The 16,778-nt window shown below is 71.0% G+C and carries 13 protein-coding genes; 7 read left to right on the top strand and 6 right to left on the bottom strand.

What is annotated here, in order from left to right:
- The first annotated feature begins 32 nt into the window (after positions 1-32).
- Complete coding sequence (locus ACZ5GP_RS30220; RefSeq protein WP_468753866.1) at positions 33-2,066, top strand: SpoIIE family protein phosphatase; 2,034 nt, start codon at positions 33-35, stop codon at positions 2,064-2,066.
- An 84-nt stretch (positions 2,067-2,150) separates the two neighbouring features.
- Here the strand turns inward: ACZ5GP_RS30220 and ACZ5GP_RS30215 are convergent, their stop codons facing one another.
- A complete protein-coding gene (locus tag ACZ5GP_RS30215) occupies positions 2,151-4,406 on the bottom strand; it encodes a transglycosylase domain-containing protein (protein ID WP_468753865.1) in 2,256 nt (751 codons plus the stop codon).
- A gap of 300 nt (positions 4,407-4,706) precedes the next feature.
- On the opposite strand from ACZ5GP_RS30215, the gene ACZ5GP_RS30210 reads away from it, so the two are divergent.
- The 3 genes from ACZ5GP_RS30210 to ACZ5GP_RS30200 are packed head-to-tail and all read left to right on the top strand — an operon-like array spanning position 4,707 to position 8,316.
- A complete protein-coding gene (locus ACZ5GP_RS30210; RefSeq protein WP_468753864.1) occupies positions 4,707-5,234 on the top strand; it encodes a PadR family transcriptional regulator in 528 nt (175 codons plus the stop codon).
- Positions 5,231-5,917, top strand: a complete 687-nt coding sequence (locus tag ACZ5GP_RS30205) for an ABC transporter ATP-binding protein (protein ID WP_468753863.1) — start codon at positions 5,231-5,233, stop codon at positions 5,915-5,917. The genes ACZ5GP_RS30210 and ACZ5GP_RS30205 overlap by 4 nt, the downstream gene beginning before the upstream one ends.
- Positions 5,914-8,316: an FtsX-like permease family protein gene (locus ACZ5GP_RS30200; RefSeq protein ID WP_468753862.1), complete on the top strand. Its 2,403-nt coding sequence runs from the start codon at positions 5,914-5,916 to the stop codon at positions 8,314-8,316. Before ACZ5GP_RS30205 ends, ACZ5GP_RS30200 begins: the two co-directional genes overlap by 4 nt.
- A gap of 33 nt (positions 8,317-8,349) precedes the next feature.
- Here the strand turns inward: ACZ5GP_RS30200 and ACZ5GP_RS30195 are convergent, their stop codons facing one another.
- A complete protein-coding gene (locus ACZ5GP_RS30195) occupies positions 8,350-9,303 on the bottom strand; it encodes a LysR substrate-binding domain-containing protein (protein WP_468753861.1) in 954 nt (317 codons plus the stop codon).
- 133 nt (positions 9,304-9,436) lie between these two features.
- On the opposite strand from ACZ5GP_RS30195, the gene ACZ5GP_RS30190 reads away from it, so the two are divergent.
- Positions 9,437-9,991, top strand: a complete 555-nt coding sequence (locus ACZ5GP_RS30190) for a peroxiredoxin (protein WP_127909977.1) — start codon at positions 9,437-9,439, stop codon at positions 9,989-9,991.
- 15 nt (positions 9,992-10,006) lie between these two features.
- Positions 10,007-10,537, top strand: coding sequence for an alkyl hydroperoxide reductase (locus tag ACZ5GP_RS30185; RefSeq protein WP_362996177.1), 531 nt, complete (start codon positions 10,007-10,009; stop codon positions 10,535-10,537).
- Between the two features lie 78 nt (positions 10,538-10,615).
- Here ACZ5GP_RS30185 and ACZ5GP_RS30180 read toward each other — a convergent pair whose 3' ends face one another.
- The 4 genes from ACZ5GP_RS30180 to ACZ5GP_RS30165 all read right to left on the bottom strand — a co-directional run bounded on the left by ACZ5GP_RS30180 (position 10,616) and on the right by ACZ5GP_RS30165 (position 15,601).
- Positions 10,616-11,920 carry an AI-2E family transporter gene (locus ACZ5GP_RS30180; protein ID WP_468753860.1) on the bottom strand — a complete coding sequence of 435 codons (1,305 nt, stop codon included), beginning with the start codon at positions 11,918-11,920 and terminating at the stop codon, positions 10,616-10,618.
- 136 nt (positions 11,921-12,056) lie between these two features.
- Positions 12,057-12,788, bottom strand: a complete 732-nt coding sequence (locus tag ACZ5GP_RS30175; RefSeq protein WP_468753859.1) for an aggregation-promoting factor C-terminal-like domain-containing protein — start codon at positions 12,786-12,788, stop codon at positions 12,057-12,059.
- A gap of 398 nt (positions 12,789-13,186) precedes the next feature.
- Positions 13,187-14,509 (bottom strand): PhoH family protein, encoded by a 1,323-nt coding sequence (locus ACZ5GP_RS30170; RefSeq protein WP_468753858.1) that lies wholly within the window; start codon positions 14,507-14,509, stop codon positions 13,187-13,189.
- Positions 14,510-14,839: 330 nt separating this feature from the next.
- Complete coding sequence (locus ACZ5GP_RS30165) at positions 14,840-15,601, bottom strand: isoprenyl transferase (RefSeq protein WP_468753857.1); 762 nt, start codon at positions 15,599-15,601, stop codon at positions 14,840-14,842.
- A 130-nt stretch (positions 15,602-15,731) separates the two neighbouring features.
- Here ACZ5GP_RS30165 and mgrA point away from each other — a divergent pair, with 130 nt between their 5' ends.
- On the top strand, positions 15,732-16,769 hold the full coding sequence (gene mgrA, locus ACZ5GP_RS30160) for an L-glyceraldehyde 3-phosphate reductase (RefSeq protein WP_468753856.1): 1,038 nt from the start codon (positions 15,732-15,734) through the stop codon (positions 16,767-16,769).
- Positions 16,770-16,778: the final 9 nt, after the last annotated feature.

The raw sequence follows: 16,778 nt of genomic DNA, 5'->3' as shown, positions 1-16,778 counted from the left end.
CGCGCAGCCCCGGACGGACGGATTCAAGACGCGTGACGGAGCACCTCACCCCCCACGAGGGTCGCAAGGCACCAGCTGCCCGGCCGACCGCCCCCGCGGAGCCCCGCGGGGCGCTGCTGCGTTCCCCCGAGTCGCCACAGGGTGCGCGTGACACATCCCCGGGAGCATCGGTGCCGCCGACCAGTGAGCATTCCCAGCCGTCCGCCTCCGAGCCGGACCCGGGCCGGCCGCGGCCCGCCCCCGACGGCGTGCCGGCGCAGCCCGGACCCGCGGGCCCGCCGGACGGCACGGAGCGCCGCACCGGTCAGCCGCGGCCCCCGGGCACCGGCCCGGCGGCGATGCGGCGCGACGGCGACCGGCTGCGCTTCGTGGGCGCCGCGACCCGGCGCATCGCCCGCGGCATCGACCTGGACGAGATCGTGATGGGCCTGTGCCGCGCCACGGTCCCCACGTTCTCCGACGCGATCCTCGTCTACCTGCGCGACCCGCTGCCCGTCGGCGACGAGCGGCCCACGGGCCCGCTGGTGCTGCGCCTGCGCCGCACCGACCGGCTGCGCTCCCTCGACGAGGGCACCGAGGAGCAGTCCGCCGCCGAGGGCGGCACGCTGCCCACGCTCCAGGTGGTGCCGCCCGACATCACCGACGTGACGGGCACCGCCGAGCTGTGCGAGGTGCGGCACGGCGGGGCGCTCGCCGAGGTGCTGCGCGGGGTGCGGCCGGTCTTCGCGGACTCGGCGGCGGCCCGGGCGGCGCTGCCCGAACTGCTCGGCGAGGGGCGGACCGTGCCGACCGGCCGGCGGGCCATCCTCGCGCCGCTGCGGGGCCGCCGCAGGGTGATCGGCGCGGCCGTGTTCCTGCGCCGCCCGGACCGCCCCGCGTTCGAGGCGGACGACCTGCTGGTCGCCGCCCAGCTGGCCACGCACAGCGCGCTCGGCATCGACAAGGCGGTCCTGTACGGCCGCGAGGCCTACATCGCCGACGAGTTGCAGCGCACGATGCTGCCCGAGACGCTGCCGCGCCCGACCGGGGTGCGGCTCGCCTCGCGCTACCTCCCGGCCGCCGAGACCGCCCGCGTCGGCGGCGACTGGTACGACGCGATCCCGCTGCCCGGCAGCCGGGTCGCCCTGGTCGTCGGCGATGTCATGGGGCACTCCATGACATCGGCGGCGATCATGGGCCAGCTGCGGACGACCGCGCAGACCCTCGCGGGGCTCGACCTGCCGCCCCAGGAGGTCCTGCACCATCTGGACGAGCAGGCCCAGCGGCTCGGCTCGGACCGGATGGCCACCTGCCTGTACGCGGTCTACGACCCGGTCTCGCACCGCATCACCATCGCCAACGCCGGGCATCCGCCGCCGGTGCTGCTGCACCTGGGCGGGCGCGCCGAGGTGCTGCGGGTGCCGCCGGGCGCGCCCATCGGGGTGGGCGGCGTGGACTTCGAGGCCGTGGAGTTGGACGCCCCGGCGGGCGCCACGCTGCTGCTGTACACGGACGGCCTCGTCGAGTCCCGGCTGCGGGACGTGTGGACCGGCATAGAGCAGCTGCGCGAACGTCTCGCGGCGACCGCCCAGCTGACGGGCCCGGACCACCCGCCGCCCCTGGAGGCGCTCTGCGACGAGGTGCTCGACATGCTCGGGCCGGGCGACCGGGACGACGACATCGCGCTGCTCGCCGCACGCTTCGACGGCATCGCGCCGAGCGATGTCGCGTACTGGTTCCTGGAGCCGGAGGACGCGACACCGGCCCGCGCCCGCAGGCTGGCGCGCAGCGCGCTGGTCCGCTGGGGTCTGGAGGAGCTGACCGACTCGATGGAGCTGCTGGTCAGCGAGGTCGTGACGAACGCCGTGCGGTACGCGTCGCGGCCGATCACGCTGCGGCTGCTCCGTACGGACGTGCTGCGCTGCGAGGTCGGCGACGACGTCCCGCAGCTGCCCCGGCTGCGCCAGGCGCGCGCCACCGACGAGGGCGGCCGCGGCCTGTACCTGGTCAACAAGATGGCGCGGCGCTGGGGCGCCACGCGGCTGAGCACCGGAAAGGTGGTCTGGTTCGAAGTGAACCGGAGCTAGCGCGCACAGTGCCCCGTACGTGGAAGGCGCCCGGAACCTCGAAGGTTCCGGGCGCCTTTCCTTTCGCCGGGCGCGGGGCGGCCGTCAGTCCCTGCGGGGCCCGCGGTCGTCGGGATCGTCGGGGAGCTCGATCGTCTCCGTGGGAGTCGGCTCGTGCGTCGGAGGCTTGGACGACGGAGTCTGCGTCGGAGGCTTGGAGGACGGCGTCTGCGACGGCGGCTTGGAGGACGGGGTCTGCGACGGCGGCTTGGACGTGGGGTCCTTCTCCGGCTTCGTCGGCGTGCTCGACGGCTTGGTCGGCTCCTTGGACAGCGTGGGCTCGGGGGGCGGCGCGACGGCCGCGCCCATGTCCGTGTCGAGGTCGAACTCGCTCGGCGAGCCCATCGCGTCGAAGGTGTACGCCGCCCAGATCTCGGCCGGGAAGCTGCCGCCGTCGACGCGCGGCCGGCCGCCGGCGCCCTTCATGGAGACCTGCTTGTTCTTCTCGGGGGTGCCGGGGGCGCCCTCGCCGAACAGGCCGACGGAGGTGACCAGCTTCGGCGTGTAGCCGGTGAACCAGGCCGACTTGTTGTCGTCGGACGTACCGGTCTTGCCGGCGACGTCCTGCGCGGGGTTGCGCACCGCGTGGCCCGTGCCGTCGTCGACCACGCCGGTCAGCACGGAGGTCAGCGAGTCGGCGGTGCCCCGCTTGACCACCTCCTCGCCGATCGGGTCGGGCAGGTCGATCGTGCGGTCCTTGTGCTCGACGGAGCCGACGAGGGCCGGGGTGACCTTCTTGCCGTGGTTGTCGAGCGTGGCGTAGACGCCCGCCATCTCCAGCGGGCTCGCGCCCATGGAGCCGAGGGTCTGGGCGGGTACGGCGGGCAGGCCCTTGACGTCCATGCCGAGCTTGCCGGCCGTCTCCATGACCTTCGGCATGCCGACGTCCACGCCCATCTGCGCGAAGACGGAGTTGATGGACTTGTTCATCGCCTTCTGCACGGTGACGGGGCCGTAGTCGACGTGGTCCTCGTTGGGCGGCGCGAAGGCGACATCGCTGCCCCTGACCGGGCGTCCGCTGGTGCCGTCGTAGACGGTGCTCGCCGTGATCGGCGTGCCGTCCCGGGTGGTGGCGCCCTCCTCCAGGGCCGCGGCGAGGATCAGCGGCTTGAAGGTGGAGGCGGACTGGTAGTCACGGCGGGTGGCGTTGTTCGTGAAGTGCTTCACGTAGTCCTCGCCGCCGTACATGGCCAGGACCTTGCCGGTCTTCGGGTCGACGGACGCCGCGCCCGCCTGGACGCGGGCGTCGGCCTTGTTGTGCTTCCGGTCGAGCTTGTCGTTCAGCTTCTTGTCGACGGCCTGTTCGAGCTGCTTCTGCTTCTTGGGGTCGATGTTCAGCGTCACGGTGTAGCCGCCGGCCTCGAACTCGGCCTCGCTGAGGCCGCTGTTGCGCAGGACCTCCCGCTTGGCCTCCTCCACGAGGTAGCCGATCTGTCCCTCGCGGCCGGGCGGGGCCTTGGGCGGCTCGGGCTTGGGGAAGACGAGTTTCGCCCGCTTGCCCGCGTCGAGCCAGCCCTCCTCGACCATGTTGTCCAGGACGTAGTTCCAGCGCTGCTTGACGAGCTTCCGGCCGGTCGGCGTGGCGGAGGTCCAGTCGTACTGGCTCGGGGCCTGCAGGAGGGCGGCGAGATAGGCGCCCTGGTCCACGTCCAGCTTCTTGGCGTCGATGCCGTAGTACGCCTGGGCGGCGGCCTGGATCCCGTAGGCGCCGCGGCCGTAGTAGCTGGTGTTGATGTAACCCGCGAGGATGTAGTCCTTGCTCTTCTCGCGGTCCACCTTCAGCGAGATGACCAGCTCCTGCAGCTTGCGGCTGACGGTCTGGTCCTGGCTGAGGTAGTAGTTCTTCACGTACTGCTGGGTGATCGTGGAGCCGCCCTGCTTGCCCTTGCCGGTCACCGTGTTGAGCACACCGCGGGCCGTGCCCTTGAAGTCGACGCCCTCGTCCTTGTAGAAGGACTTGTTCTCGGCGGCGACGAAGGCCTTCTGGACCGGCTTCGGGACCTTGGACAGGTCGACGATCTCGCGGTTCACGTCGCCGGTGCGGGCGATGACGTCGCCGTTGCTGTACCGGTAGACGTTGCTCTGCATCTTGGCCGCGGCGTTCCCCTTGGGAATGTCGACGACCATGTACAGGATCACGAAACCGAGTATGCCGAGCAGGCAGAACCCGAGGAACGTCCCGAGGAGCTTCTTCCAGGTGAAGAAGCGGCGTATGCCGGTGCGCTTGCCGCCGGACGGGCGCCCGCGCGCTGCCCTGCGGGCACCGCGCGTCCGCGCTTGTCGTTCTTCGGCTCGGCCCATGACTGAGAGTGCTCCGCTTCCGTCTCGTACGAGCCGTACGCCTCGTACGTCCCGTCTTCTCACTGGCAAGTCAGCTTGTCTTTGGTCAGCTCATGAAGCTAACACCGCACCTGGGGACAAAGGTCATCCGATCCGGTCTTTTGCGGACGTGACAATGAGCACCCGTCCTTAGGAACCGACGTTTTCCGGACCCGGAAGGTTGCCCTCTCCTCGCACTCGTGATCTCCAGGAGAAATGCGCGAGCCCGCTCTACACGAGGCGTATACATCGCACGTATACACACGGTGTAGAGTGCTCGGCATGTCCATTGGCCACACCCTTCTGGGTCTCCTGGAGTCCGGCCCCCGGCACGGCTACGACCTCAAGCGCACCTTCGACGCGAAGTTCGGGCACGACAAGCCGCTGCACTACGGGCAGGTCTACTCGACCATGTCCCGCCTGCTGAAGAACGGCCTCGTCGAGGTCGACGGCATCGAGGCGGGCGGCGGTCCCGAGCGCAAGCGGTACGCGATCACCGAGGCCGGCGTCACCGATGTCCAGCGCTGGCTCGCCACCCCGGAGAAGCCGGAGCCCTACCTCCAGTCGACCCTCTACACGAAGGTCGTCCTCGCGCTCCTCACCGGCCGCGACGCCGCCGAACTCCTCGACGTCCAGCGCGCCGAACACCTGCGCCTGATGCGCGTCCTCACCGACCGCAAGCGCAAGGGCGACCTCGCCGACCAGCTCATCTGCGACCACGCGCTCTTCCATCTCGAAGCCGACCTGCGCTGGCTGGAACTGGCCGCCGCGCGCCTCGGCAAGCTCGCCCAGGAGGTGCGCCCCGCATGACCCCCGCAGGTTCCCTTCTCACGGCGCGCGCACTGCGCAAGGCCTACGGACCCACGACCGCCCTCGACGGCGCCGGGTTCTCCATCCACCCCGGCGAGGTCGTCGCCGTCATGGGCCCCTCGGGCTCCGGCAAGTCGACCCTGCTGCACTGTCTCGCCGGGATCGTCCGCCCCGACGAGGGCTCCATCACCTACGACGGCCGCGAGCTGACCGGCATGCCGGACTCGGCGCTCAGCGCGCTGCGCCGCGGCGAGTTCGGCTTCGTCTTCCAGTTCGGGCAGCTCGTGCCGGAGCTGACCTGCGTCGAGAACGTCGCCCTGCCGCTGCGGCTCAACGGCGTGAAGCGCAAGGACGCCGAGGCGGCCGCCCGTACGTGGCTGGAGCGCCTGGAGGTCGACGACGTCGCCGCCAAGCGCCCCGGCGAGGTCTCCGGCGGCCAGGGCCAACGCGTCGCCGTCGCCCGCGCGCTCGCCCCCGGCCCGCGCGTGGTCTTCGCCGACGAGCCGACCGGCGCCCTCGACTCGCTCAACGGCGAGCGCGTCATGGAACTGCTGACCGACGCCGCCCGCTCGACCAACGCCGCCGTCGTCCTGGTCACCCACGAGACCCGGGTCGCCGCCTACTCCGACCGCGAGATCGTCGTGCGCGACGGCAGGTCGCGCGACATGGAGCCCGCCCTATGAGCCAGGCCACCCGCGCCGGGGCACCCACCGCGCCCCCTCCGCCGGCCGCCCCGGTGGGCAGCCGCGGCGTGCTCCGCGACCTCGCCCTGGGCATACGTTTCGCCGTCGGCGGCGGCCGTGAGGGCTGGACCCGCACGATCCTGACCGCCGTCGGCGTCGGCCTCGGCGTGGCCCTGCTGCTCGGCGCGGCCTCCGTGCCGAACCTGCTGCAGAACCGTGAGAACCACACGGCGGCCCGCTCCGGCGACGACTTCTCCGGCAGGCCCACCGAACGGAGCGACTCCACCGTCCTGCAGCGGGACGCCCCGACCGACTTCCGCGACTCCACGGTGGGCGGCCGCGTCCTGCGCGCCGAGGGCCGGCACCCGGTCCTGCCGCCCGGCCTGGAGAAGATCCCGGCGGACGGCGAGATGGTCGTCTCGCCCGCCCTGCGCGACCTCCTCGACAGCCCCGAGGGCGCCCTGCTGAAGAAGCGCTTCGGCGCCTACCGCGTCGTCGGCACCATCAGCGACGCGGGCCTGGTCCACCCCCAGGAGCGCTACTTCTACGCGGGCTCCGCCGCCCTGACCCAGGCCAAGGGCGGCCACCGCGTCGCCGAGTTCGGCCACCAGGAGCCCGCCGAACCCTTCGATCCGCTGCTGGTCGTCCTCGTCGTCCTGATGTGCGTCGTCCTGCTGACCCCGGTCGTCATCTTCATCGGCACCGCCGTCCGCTTCGGCGGCGAGCGGCGCGACCGGCGCCTCGCCGCACTGCGCCTGGTCGGCGCCGACGCCCGCACGGTGCGGTGGATCGCGGCGGGCGAGGCCCTGTGCGGCGCGCTGCTCGGCCTCGCCGTGGGCGGTGTGCTGTTCCTCGCCTCGCGGCAGCTGGTCGGCACGGTCGACATGTGGCAGATCAGCGCCTTCCCCTCCGACCTGACGCCGGTGCCCGCGCTCGCCGCGCTGGTCCTCGCGGCCGTCCCGGTCACCGCCGTCGCCGTCACGCTGATCTCGCTGCGGGCGGTGTCCATCGAGCCGCTGGGCGTGGTCCGCAGCGCCAAGGTCCGCAGGCGCCGGCTGTGGTGGCGCGTGCTGATCCCGGTCCTCGGACTCGGCATCCTGCTGGCCTCGGGGCGCGCCGGTGGCGACTACGCGCCACCGGTCCTCGGCATCGGCGCGGGGGCGACCCTGACCCTGGTGGGCCTCGCGGCGCTGCTGCCCTGGCTCGTCGAGGCGAGCGTGTCCCGGCTGCGCGGCGGCCCGGTGCCCTGGCAACTGGCCGTACGAAGGCTTCAGTTGAGCAGCGGCACGGCGGCCCGCGCGGTGAGCGGCATCACGGTCGCGGTGGCCGGCGCGGTCGCCCTGCAGATGCTGTTCGGCGCGATGCACGACGACTTCAACCGGGCCACCGGGGTGGACACCGCCCGCGCCAAGATCTCCGTGCACGCGGACGTCGGCGACGCCGCGCTCGCCGACGAGATGATCGAGGGGTTCCGTGCGACCAAGGGTGTCAGGCGGGTCATCGCCACGGTGAGCACGTACGCGGTCAAGCCCGGCAAGCTCGCCGGCGAGAACCCCATGCGGCCCACCACGGAGCTGACCGTCGGCACCTGCGCGAACCTGCGCGAGCTGGCCCGGATCGGCGACTGCCGGGACGGTGACACCTTCGTCGTGCACACCGGGAACGAGGAGATGAACCGGTGGGTGGACCGGTCGGCCCGCCCCGGCAAGCAGCTCGACCTGAACCCCGTGAGCTGGGACGAACCCGGCCACCGGCACCGGTTGTGGACGCTGCCCGCCGACGCCCGCGAGGTCCGCGCCCGGCCCGACCCGGGCGGCGACCTGCACGACGGCGTCTACGCCACTCCGGGCGCCGTCAACGGGGCCAAGCTGGTCGACGCCTCGACGAGCGCCATGATCCAGATCGACCCGGACGTCCCGGACGCCGAGGAGTACGTCCGCAACACCGCGGCCCGCCTCGACCCGTTCCTCGGCGTGATGACGCTGCGTGAGGTCGAGCGCGACCAGCAGTACGCGACCGTGCACACCGGCCTCCAGGTCGGCGCGCTGGCGACGATGACGCTCATCGCGGCCTCGATGCTGGTGTCGACGCTGGAGCAACTGCGGGAGCGCAGGCGCCTGCTGGCGGTGCTCAGCGCCTTCGGCACGCGGCGCGGCTCGATGGCGTGGTCGGTGCTGTGGCAGACGGCGATCCCGGTCGTGGTGGGCCTCGCCCTCGCCGTCGTGGGCGGCCTGAGCCTCGGTCATGTCATGGTCCGCATGATCCGGAAGTCGGTCACCGACTGGTGGCTGTTCGTGCCCCTGACCGCCGCGGGCGCCGTGCTGGTCGCCCTGGTGACGCTGCTCAGTATGCCGCCGCTGTGGCGGATGATGCGGCCGGAGGGCCTGCGCTCGGAGTAGCCCCTCGGGGCCCGCGGCTGTCGCCGGTGCGGGTCACACCACCCGCACCGGCAACGGCCGCACCGCCCCCCGCAGGGCCTGCGCCAGCTCCTCGTACTCGGCGGCCCGCGCGGCGCCCGTCCGCATCACGAGCGCGATCCGCCTGGTCGGCGCCGGGTCGGCGAAGTACCCGGTGAGCAGCTGGTTGCTGCGGCTGGTCTCCACCCGCACGGCGGTGCGCGGCAGCAGCGTCACCCCGAGCCCGCCGGCGACGAGCTGGACGAGTGTGGAGAGCCCGGCGGCGGTCGTGGTCACGGGGGCGTCCGCGCGGCCCGCCTCGCGGCAGATGTCCAGCGCCTGGTCGCGCAGGCAGTGCCCCTCGTCGAGCAGCAGCAGGTGCAGCTCCTTCAGCGCCTCGCGGGGGATGCCCTCGCGGCCGCCGAGCCAGTGGTCGAGCGGCGTGACGAGCACGAAGTCCTCGTCGAAGAGGGGCAGCTCCGTCACCCCCGGGACGCCGAGCGGCACCGCGAGCAGCAGCAGGTCGAGCCGTCCGGCCGTGAGCCCGTCGAGCAGTGAGGAGGTCTGCTCCTCGTGCACCTGGAGGTCCAGGTCCGGGTAGGTCTCGTGGACGAGCGCGATCACCGTCGGCAGGAGGTACGGTGCGACGGTCGGGATCACGCCGAGGCGCAGCGCCCCGGTGAAGGGCGCCTTGACGGCGTCCGCCTCCTCCAGGAGTGCCTCGACCTCGCCGAGGACGGCCCTGACCCGTACGGCGAGGCGTTCCCCCGCCGAGGAGAGCAGTACCTTGCGGGTGGTGCGCTCCAGGAGCTGGACCCCCAGTGCCTCCTCCAGCGCCGCCACGGCGCCGGAGAGCGCGGGCTGGCTCATCCCGATCGCGGCGGCGGCGTCCCTGAAGTGCAGATGTTCGGCCACCGCGGCGAAGGCGCGCAGCTGCGCCAGGCTGGGCTGCTTGCCGCCGTTCTGCCTGCCCCTATTTATGGCTCTCACTGATAGCCACCTCCGATCAACACGACCCACTCTAGCTATTTCCCTAATCAATGCCCCCTGTGCCACCATCGACATCAGTCCAACCCCCCAGGAAACTCCTCAAAAGGGCGTTTCTCTGTCGCAAGGAGTACGTGTGCTCACTGTCGGTGACAAGTTCCCCGAGTTCGACCTGACCGCCTGTGTCTCCCTGGAGAAGGGCGCGGAGTTCGAGCAGATCAACCACAAGACCTACGAGGGCAAGTGGAAGATCGTCTTCGCGTGGCCCAAGGACTTCACCTTCGTGTGCCCGACCGAGATCGCCGCGTTCGGCAAGCTGAACGACGAGTTCGCCGACCGTGACGCCCAGATCCTCGGCTTCTCCGGTGACTCCGAGTTCGTGCACCACGCCTGGCGCAAGGACCACCCGGACCTGACCGACCTGCCCTTCCCGATGCTGGCCGACTCCAAGCACGAGCTCATGCGTGCCCTCGGCATCGAGGGCGAGGACGGCTTCGCGCAGCGCGCCGTCTTCATCGTCGACCAGAACAACGAGATCCAGTTCACGATGGTGACCGCCGGTTCCGTGGGCCGTAACCCCAAGGAGGTCCTCCGGGTCCTCGACGCCCTGCAGACCGACGAGCTGTGCCCCTGCAACTGGAGCAAGGGCGACGAGACCCTCGACCCGGTCGCGCTGCTCTCGGGCGAGTGAACGGGAGCTACTGACATGGCACTCGACGAACTGAAGTCCGCCGTACCGGACTACGCCAAGGACCTGAAGCTGAACCTCGGCTCGGTCATCGGCAACAGCGACCTGCCGCAGCAGCAGCTCTGGGGCACCGTGCTGGCCTGCGCCATCGCGTCCCGCTCCCCGCAGGTACTGCGCGAGCTGGAGCCCGAGGCGAAGGCGAACCTCTCCCCCGAGGCGTACACCGCCGCCAAGTCGGCCGCCGCCATCATGGCGATGAACAACGTCTTCTACCGCACGCGCCACCTGCTCTCCGACCCGGAGTACGGGACGATGCGCGCCGGTCTGCGGATGAACGTCATCGGCAACCCGGGCGTGGAGAAGGTCGACTTCGAGCTGTGGTCCCTCGCGGTCTCCGCGATCAACGGCTGCGGCCAGTGCCTGGACTCGCACGAGCAGGTCCTGCGCAAGGCCGGCGTCGACCGCGAAACGATCCAGGAAGCCTTCAAGATCGCCGCCGTCATCCAGGCGGTCGGCGTCACGCTGGACTCCGAGGCGCACCTCGCCTGATCATCAGGCGCGGCTGGCCCAGGTCATACGGAAAGGGGCCCGGAACCTATGGTTCCGGGCCCCTTTCCGTATGCCGTCCTACTGCTGCTGCGGCGGCGGATCGGAGGCGGACACCTCCGTCGCCGTGGCGCCCCGGGGCCGCGGCGCCTGCTTCAGCGCGGCCTCGCGGGAGTACGCGCGCAGATAGCCGACGACCGTGTTCGTGACGGCGACCAGCGGGACCGCCACGACCGCCCCGCCGATCCCGGCGACCATGCCGCCCGCGGCGACGGAGAGGATCACCGCCAGCGGATGCACCCGCACCGCGCGGCCGAGGATGAACGGCTGCAGGATGTGCCCCTCGATCTGCTGCACCGCGAGGACCACCAGCAGCGCCATCACCGCGGTGAACACGCCCTGGGTGACGAGCGCGACGACGACCGCGAGGGCGCCGGAGACCACGGCGCCGACCAGCGGCACGAACGAGGCCAGGAAGATGATGACGGCCAGCGGGACCGCCATCGGCACCCCGAGGAAGTAGATGCCGAGGCCGATGAAGATGGCGTCGATCATGGCCACTATCACCGTGCCGCGCACATAGGCGGTGAGCGTGCGCCACGCCCTCGGGCCCGCGCCGGCGATCCCCGGCCGCGCCTGGGCCGGCACCAGCTTGAGGAACCACTGCCAGATGCGCCGGCCGTCGTACAGCAGGAAGAGCGTCGAGAACATCGCGAGCAGGATGCCGGTCAGCGCCTCGACGATGACCGTCACGCCTTCGAGGCCCGCGGAGGTCAGCTCCTCGGTGTTGGCGCCGACCGCGTCACGCAGACTCTTGGCGATGTCGTTGATCTGGTCCTCGGTCACGTGGAAGGGGCTGTTGAGCAGCCACTTGCGCAGGTCCTCGATGCCGTCCTGGACCTGCCCGGACAGCTCGTCGGCGTTCTCCATGACCTGCCACACCACGAACCAGCCGACCAGGCCCATGATGACGAAGCCGAGGATCGCCGTGACCGCGGTCGCCAGGCCGCGCGGCAGACCGATCCGGCGCAGCCGGGCCACCGTGGGCTGGAGCAACGCGGTGATCAGCAGCGCGGCCACGAAGGCCAGCACCACGAGCTGCACCGCGCTGATGACCTTCATCAGGACCCAGAGCGTGCCCGCGAGGACCAGCAGCCGCCAGCCTGCCTCGGCGGCGACCCGCATTCCCCACGGCACGGCCGCCGCGGGGTCGGGTCTGGCCGCCACGTCCGGTGCGTACGCGGGCGGCGGCGGCACCTGCTCGTGCTCCGCGCCCGGCACGTCGTCGGACTCGTCGGCGTCCTTGTCGCGCTGCTCGTTCAACTTCTGGCCCACCTCGCTCAGTCCGGCTCCCAGCCGGCCGAGCCACCCTGGCATTCGCGACATGATCCGTCCTCTACCCCCGTCTTTCCCCACCACTCCCCCCGCGGCTGTCCGCACCGACCGTACACGGGAGAGACCCCCCACCGAAGGACGGTGAGGGGTCTCCCGAGTCGAGCGCGGTACGGCCGCCGACGGTGGCCTAGTACCAGTGGTTGTTCTGCCAGAAGCCCCAGGCGCCGCACGGGCTGCCGTAGCGGTCGTTCATGTAGTTCAGGCCCCACTTGATCTGCGTGGCCGGGTTGGTCTGCCAGTCGGCGCCCGCCGAGGCCATCTTGGAACCGGGCAGCGCCTGGACGAGGCCGTAGGCACCCGAGGAGGCATTGGACGCCTTGTAGTTCCACGTGGACTCGTGGTTGACGATGTTGCTGAAGCACTGGAACTGGTCGCCGGGGACCATCTGCCGTGCCATCGCCTGGACCTGGGCGACCGTGTAAGAGCCCTGCGGCGCGAAGTCACCGGCGTCGCGGGTGGAGGAACGGCTGGCCTTGGTCTCGGCCTTCTCCTCGCGCTCCTTCTTCTTCGCGGCGGCCTTCTGCGCCTTCTCGGCCGCCTCCGCCTTCTCCGCGGCCTTCTGCTTCTCGATCGCCGAGGCGGCGGCCTGCTTGCGGGCCTCCTCCGCGGCGGTCTTCTTGGCGGCGGTGTCGGCGGCCATGGCCTGCGCGTCGGCCTGCTGCGTCAGGGACGCGGTCTGCACCTGGGCCTGCTGGCCCGAGGGGATCTCTGCGAGGAGGGTCGCGTCGCTCGCCGCTGCCTCGAAGTCGTTCGAGTTCGAGGGCTGGGTGTTGCCCGAGGCGACACCCACGACGGCTCCGACGGTGGTGACCGCGGTGGCGGACGCCACGGCGAATCCCCGGACCGAAATCCGGCTCACACGGTTTCCTTCCAGCATCGCCCGCATAGGTGACCTCGCGGACGCAATCGTGCCCCTGGCGCTGGCCTCCGCTTGCGATCGGTCACGGGAGGCACGGGCCCGGTGGACAACTCCCCCGAGGGGAGCGCCGCGTGGTGCTCGGGCGGCATGCGACGGCCACTATGAAGTTCTGGGGTTCGGTACCGCTGGGGGTACAGGTGTGTCGCATGCGGGGCCTGACAGGACTGAGACTCTGCCCCAGCCGGACACCGCAAGGCAATTATCCGTTGCGTGGGAAAGCTCACACACCGTTTGCCCCAGGAGTTTTTCGGAAAGAGGCGCGCACGACAACGCCGCCCGGCTAGGCTCCTTGGCTTCACCGGACGGCGTCAATTGCCGGGCATACAGCGTGAACTGACTCAGATGTGGCCGTCCTCCAGCATTTCGGTCACCAGGGCCGCGATCTGCGAACGCTCCGAACGCGTGAGGGTCACGTGTGCGAAGAGCGGATGCCCTTTCAGTTTCTCCACGACGGCCACCACGCCGTCGTAGCGCCCCACTCGGAGGTTGTCGCGCTGGGCGACGTCATGGGTGAGGACGACCCGGGAGTTCGCCCCGATGCGGGACAGCACGGTCAGCAGGACGTTCCGCTCCAGGGATTGGGCCTCGTCCACGATCACGAACGCGTCGTGCAGCGAGCGGCCGCGGATGTGGGTGAGCGGCAGGACCTCCAGCATGCCGCGCGCGGTGACCTCCTCGATGACCTCCTTGCCGGCCACCGAACCGAGCGTGTCGAAGACCGCCTGTGCCCAGGGGCCCATCTTCTCGGCCTCGGTGCCGGGCAGATAGCCGAGTTCCTGCCCGCCGACCGCGTACAGCGGGCGGAAGACCATCACCTTCTGGTGCTGCCTGCGCTCCAGGACGGCCTCCAGGCCCGCGCAGAGCGCGAGCGCCGACTTCCCGGTGCCGGCGCGGCCGCCCATCGAGACGATCCCGATGTCCGGGTCCAGGAGCAGATCGAGCGCGATCCGCTGTTCGGCGCTCCTGCCCTTGATGCCGAAGACCTCCCGGTCGCCGCGCACGAGCCGGACATTGCCCTCGGCGGTGACGCGGCCGAGGGCCTTGCCCCGCTCGGACTGGATCGTCAGGCCGGTGTGGACGGGCAGGTCGGCGGCCTCGGGCACGTACAGGTGGTCCTCCTCGAAGAGGAGGTCCACCTGCTCGGCCGTCAGGGCCAGTTCGGACATGCCGGTCCAGCCGGAGTCCGTGATGGCGAGTTCCGCGCGGTACTCCTCGGCGAGGAGCCCGACGGAGGACGCCTTGATCCTGAGCGGCAGGTCCTTGGAGACGACCGTGACGTCGTATCCCTCCGCCTGGAGGTTGCGCGCCACGGCGAGGATCCGGGAGTCGTTGTCCCCCAACCGGTAGCCGGCCGGGAGCACGCCGGGATCGGAGTGGTTGAGCTCGACGCGCAGCGAGCCGCCCAGGTCCCCGATGGGGATCGGGGCGTCCAGGCGGCCGTGCCGGATGCGGAAGTCGTCCAGCAGGCGCAGGGCCTGCCGGGCGAAGTAGCCGAGCTCCGGATGGTGCCGCTTGGCCTCCAGCTCCGTCACCACGACGATGGGCAGCACGACTTCGTGCTCGTCGAAGCGGGTCAGGGCGTTCGGGTCGGCCAGCAGGACGCTGGTGTCGAGAACATAGGTGCGCCTGTCGGGCATGCGGCGCTTTGTGCTGGTCACCACGGAAGGACGTACCCCCTCGGATGAGGTCGGGGAGCGACGGGAGGGAATCCGGGCGGGCTGGCGGGTGTGATCCAGGCCGGACGCGGCCGCGATGCGCGGGCCGAGCGCCGGCCCTCCACGTCGCCCGTGCTGTTCACACGGTCGTCCTGGTGCAAAGGGCCTCCCGGGCGGACGGCCGTCGGCCGTCCGCTGAGATACGACGTCCCTTTCGGACACTGCGCGGACGTCGACCTGGAAGGCTTATTCCCTCGAACAAGCGCGGCCATGCCACGGCATATGACGACGCGTTGGTTAACTCCGGGTTACCCCGACCTCAGGGGCGTACGCGGGTCAGCCGCCGTAGCGGCGGTGGCGGGCGGCGTAATCGCGCAGCGCACGCAGGAAGTCGACCTTCCGGAAGGCCGGCCAGAAGACTTCGCAGAAGTAGTACTCGGAGTGAGCGGACTGCCAGAGCATGAAGCCCGACAGGCGCTGCTCGCCGCTGGTGCGGATCACCAGGTCGGGGTCCGGCTGGCCGCTGGTGTAGAGGTGCTTGGAGATGAGGTCGATGTCGACGCTCTCCGCGACCTCCGCCAGGCTCGTGCCCTTGTCGGCGTGGTCCAGGAGCAGCGAGCGCACCGCGTCGGCGATCTCCTGGCGGCCGCCGTAGCCCACCGCGACGTTGACGAGTATCCCGGTGTTGTCGTGGGTGGCCTGTTCGGCTTCCTTCATGACGGCCTGCGTGCGGGCGGGCAGCAGGTCGAGCGCGCCGACGTGGTGCACGCGCCAGCGGCCGTCCGCGACGAGGGAGCGGACCGTGGCCTCGATGATGCCGAGGAGCGGGGTCAGCTCCTCCTCGGGCCGGTCGAAGTTGTCGGTGGAGAGCATCCACAGCGTGACGACCTCGACGTCGGTCTCCGCGCACCAGCCGAGGAACTCCTCGATCTTGTACGCGCCCGCCTGGTGGCCCTGAGCGGTGGTCCCGCCGGACGCCTTCGCCCAGCGGCGGTTGCCGTCGAGGATGACCCCGATGTGCTTGGGCACCTGGTCGTGGTCGAGGCGGCCTTCCACCCGGCGTGCGTAAAGTCCGTACACCAGGTCGCGCAGGTTCACGTGTGTCAGCCCCTCCAGCAGATGGTGGTCCCAAGGGGTGTGCGTAGGGCAGTCCCCGAGGGCGACACCCTACCGCTGCGCGGGCCGCCCTCCGAAGTCGGGTGCCCGCCGCTGAAGTAGCTTCATCCTCATGAACGACACCTTCGTGTACCGCCCGGCCCCGGACCGCTACGACACCATGGAGTACCGGCGCACGGGCCGCAGCGGCCTGAAGCTGCCCGCGGTCTCCCTCGGCCTCTGGCACAACTTCGGTGACGACAAGGCCCTGGACACGCAGCGCGCGATCCTGCGCCGCGCCTTCGACCTGGGCGTCACGCACTTCGACCTGGCGAACAACTACGGGCCGCCCGCCGGTTCGGCCGAGCTGAACTTCGGCAAGCTCTTCGCGCAGGACTTCGCCCCCTACCGCGACGAACTGGTCATCTCGACCAAGGCCGGTTACCTCATGCACCCCGGCCCGTACGGCGAGTGGGGCAGCCGCAAGTACCTGCTGTCCTCGCTGGACGCCTCGTTGAAGCGGATGGGCCTCGACTACGTCGACATCTTCTACTCCCACCGCTTCGACCCGGACACCCCGCTGGAGGAGACGATGGGCGCGCTCGCGTCCGCCGTCCGGCAGGGCAAGGCGCTCTACGTGGGCGTGTCCTCGTACAACAGCGAGCAGACCGCCGAAGCGGCCCGGCTGCTGCGGGAGATGGGGGTGCCGGCGCTCATCCACCAGCCGTCGTACTCGATGATCAACCGCTGGACGGAGGAGGACGGCCTGCTGGACACACTGGAGCGGGCCGGCATGGGCTGCATCTCCTTCGTGCCGCTCGCGCAGGGGCTGCTCACGAACAAGTACCTGAAGGGCATCCCGGAGGGGTCGCGCGCCACGCAGGGCAAGTCCCTGGACCCGGAGCTGCTGAGCGAGGAGGTCGTGCGCCGGCTGAACGGGCTCAACGACATCGCGGCGGGCCGCGGCCAGTCGCTCGCCCAGCTCGCCCTCAACTGGGTGCTGCGCGACGAGCGGATGACGTCGGCGCTGATCGGCGCCTCCAGCGTCGCGCAACTGGAGGAGAACGTGGCGGCGCTCGCGGGCCCGAAGCTGACGGAGACGGAGCTGACCGCCATCGACACCTTCGCGGTGTCGACGCCCGGCACCAACATCTGGGCCGGACGCGGCTGACACCGGCCG

This window comes from Streptomyces sp. NPDC031466, from assembly GCF_055581265.1.
The sequence above is the reverse complement of the archived record's forward strand: the minus strand, read 5'-3'. Positions and strand labels throughout refer to the sequence as shown.

Excerpts from the sequence above, each read along its gene's own strand:
- mgrA (WP_468753856.1), top strand. The coding sequence starts at position 15,732 with ATGAACGACACCTTCGTGTACCGCCCGGCCCCGGACCGCTACGACACC.
- ACZ5GP_RS30200 (WP_468753862.1), top strand. The coding sequence starts at position 5,914 with ATGAGCCAGGCCACCCGCGCCGGGGCACCCACCGCGCCCCCTCCGCCG.
- ACZ5GP_RS30180 (WP_468753860.1), bottom strand. The coding sequence starts at position 11,920 with ATGTCGCGAATGCCAGGGTGGCTCGGCCGGCTGGGAGCCGGACTGAGC.
- ACZ5GP_RS30185 (WP_362996177.1), top strand. The coding sequence starts at position 10,007 with ATGGCACTCGACGAACTGAAGTCCGCCGTACCGGACTACGCCAAGGAC.
- ACZ5GP_RS30210 (WP_468753864.1), top strand. The coding sequence starts at position 4,707 with ATGTCCATTGGCCACACCCTTCTGGGTCTCCTGGAGTCCGGCCCCCGG.
- ACZ5GP_RS30205 (WP_468753863.1), top strand. The coding sequence starts at position 5,231 with ATGACCCCCGCAGGTTCCCTTCTCACGGCGCGCGCACTGCGCAAGGCC.
- ACZ5GP_RS30215 (WP_468753865.1), bottom strand. The coding sequence starts at position 4,406 with ATGGGCCGAGCCGAAGAACGACAAGCGCGGACGCGCGGTGCCCGCAGG.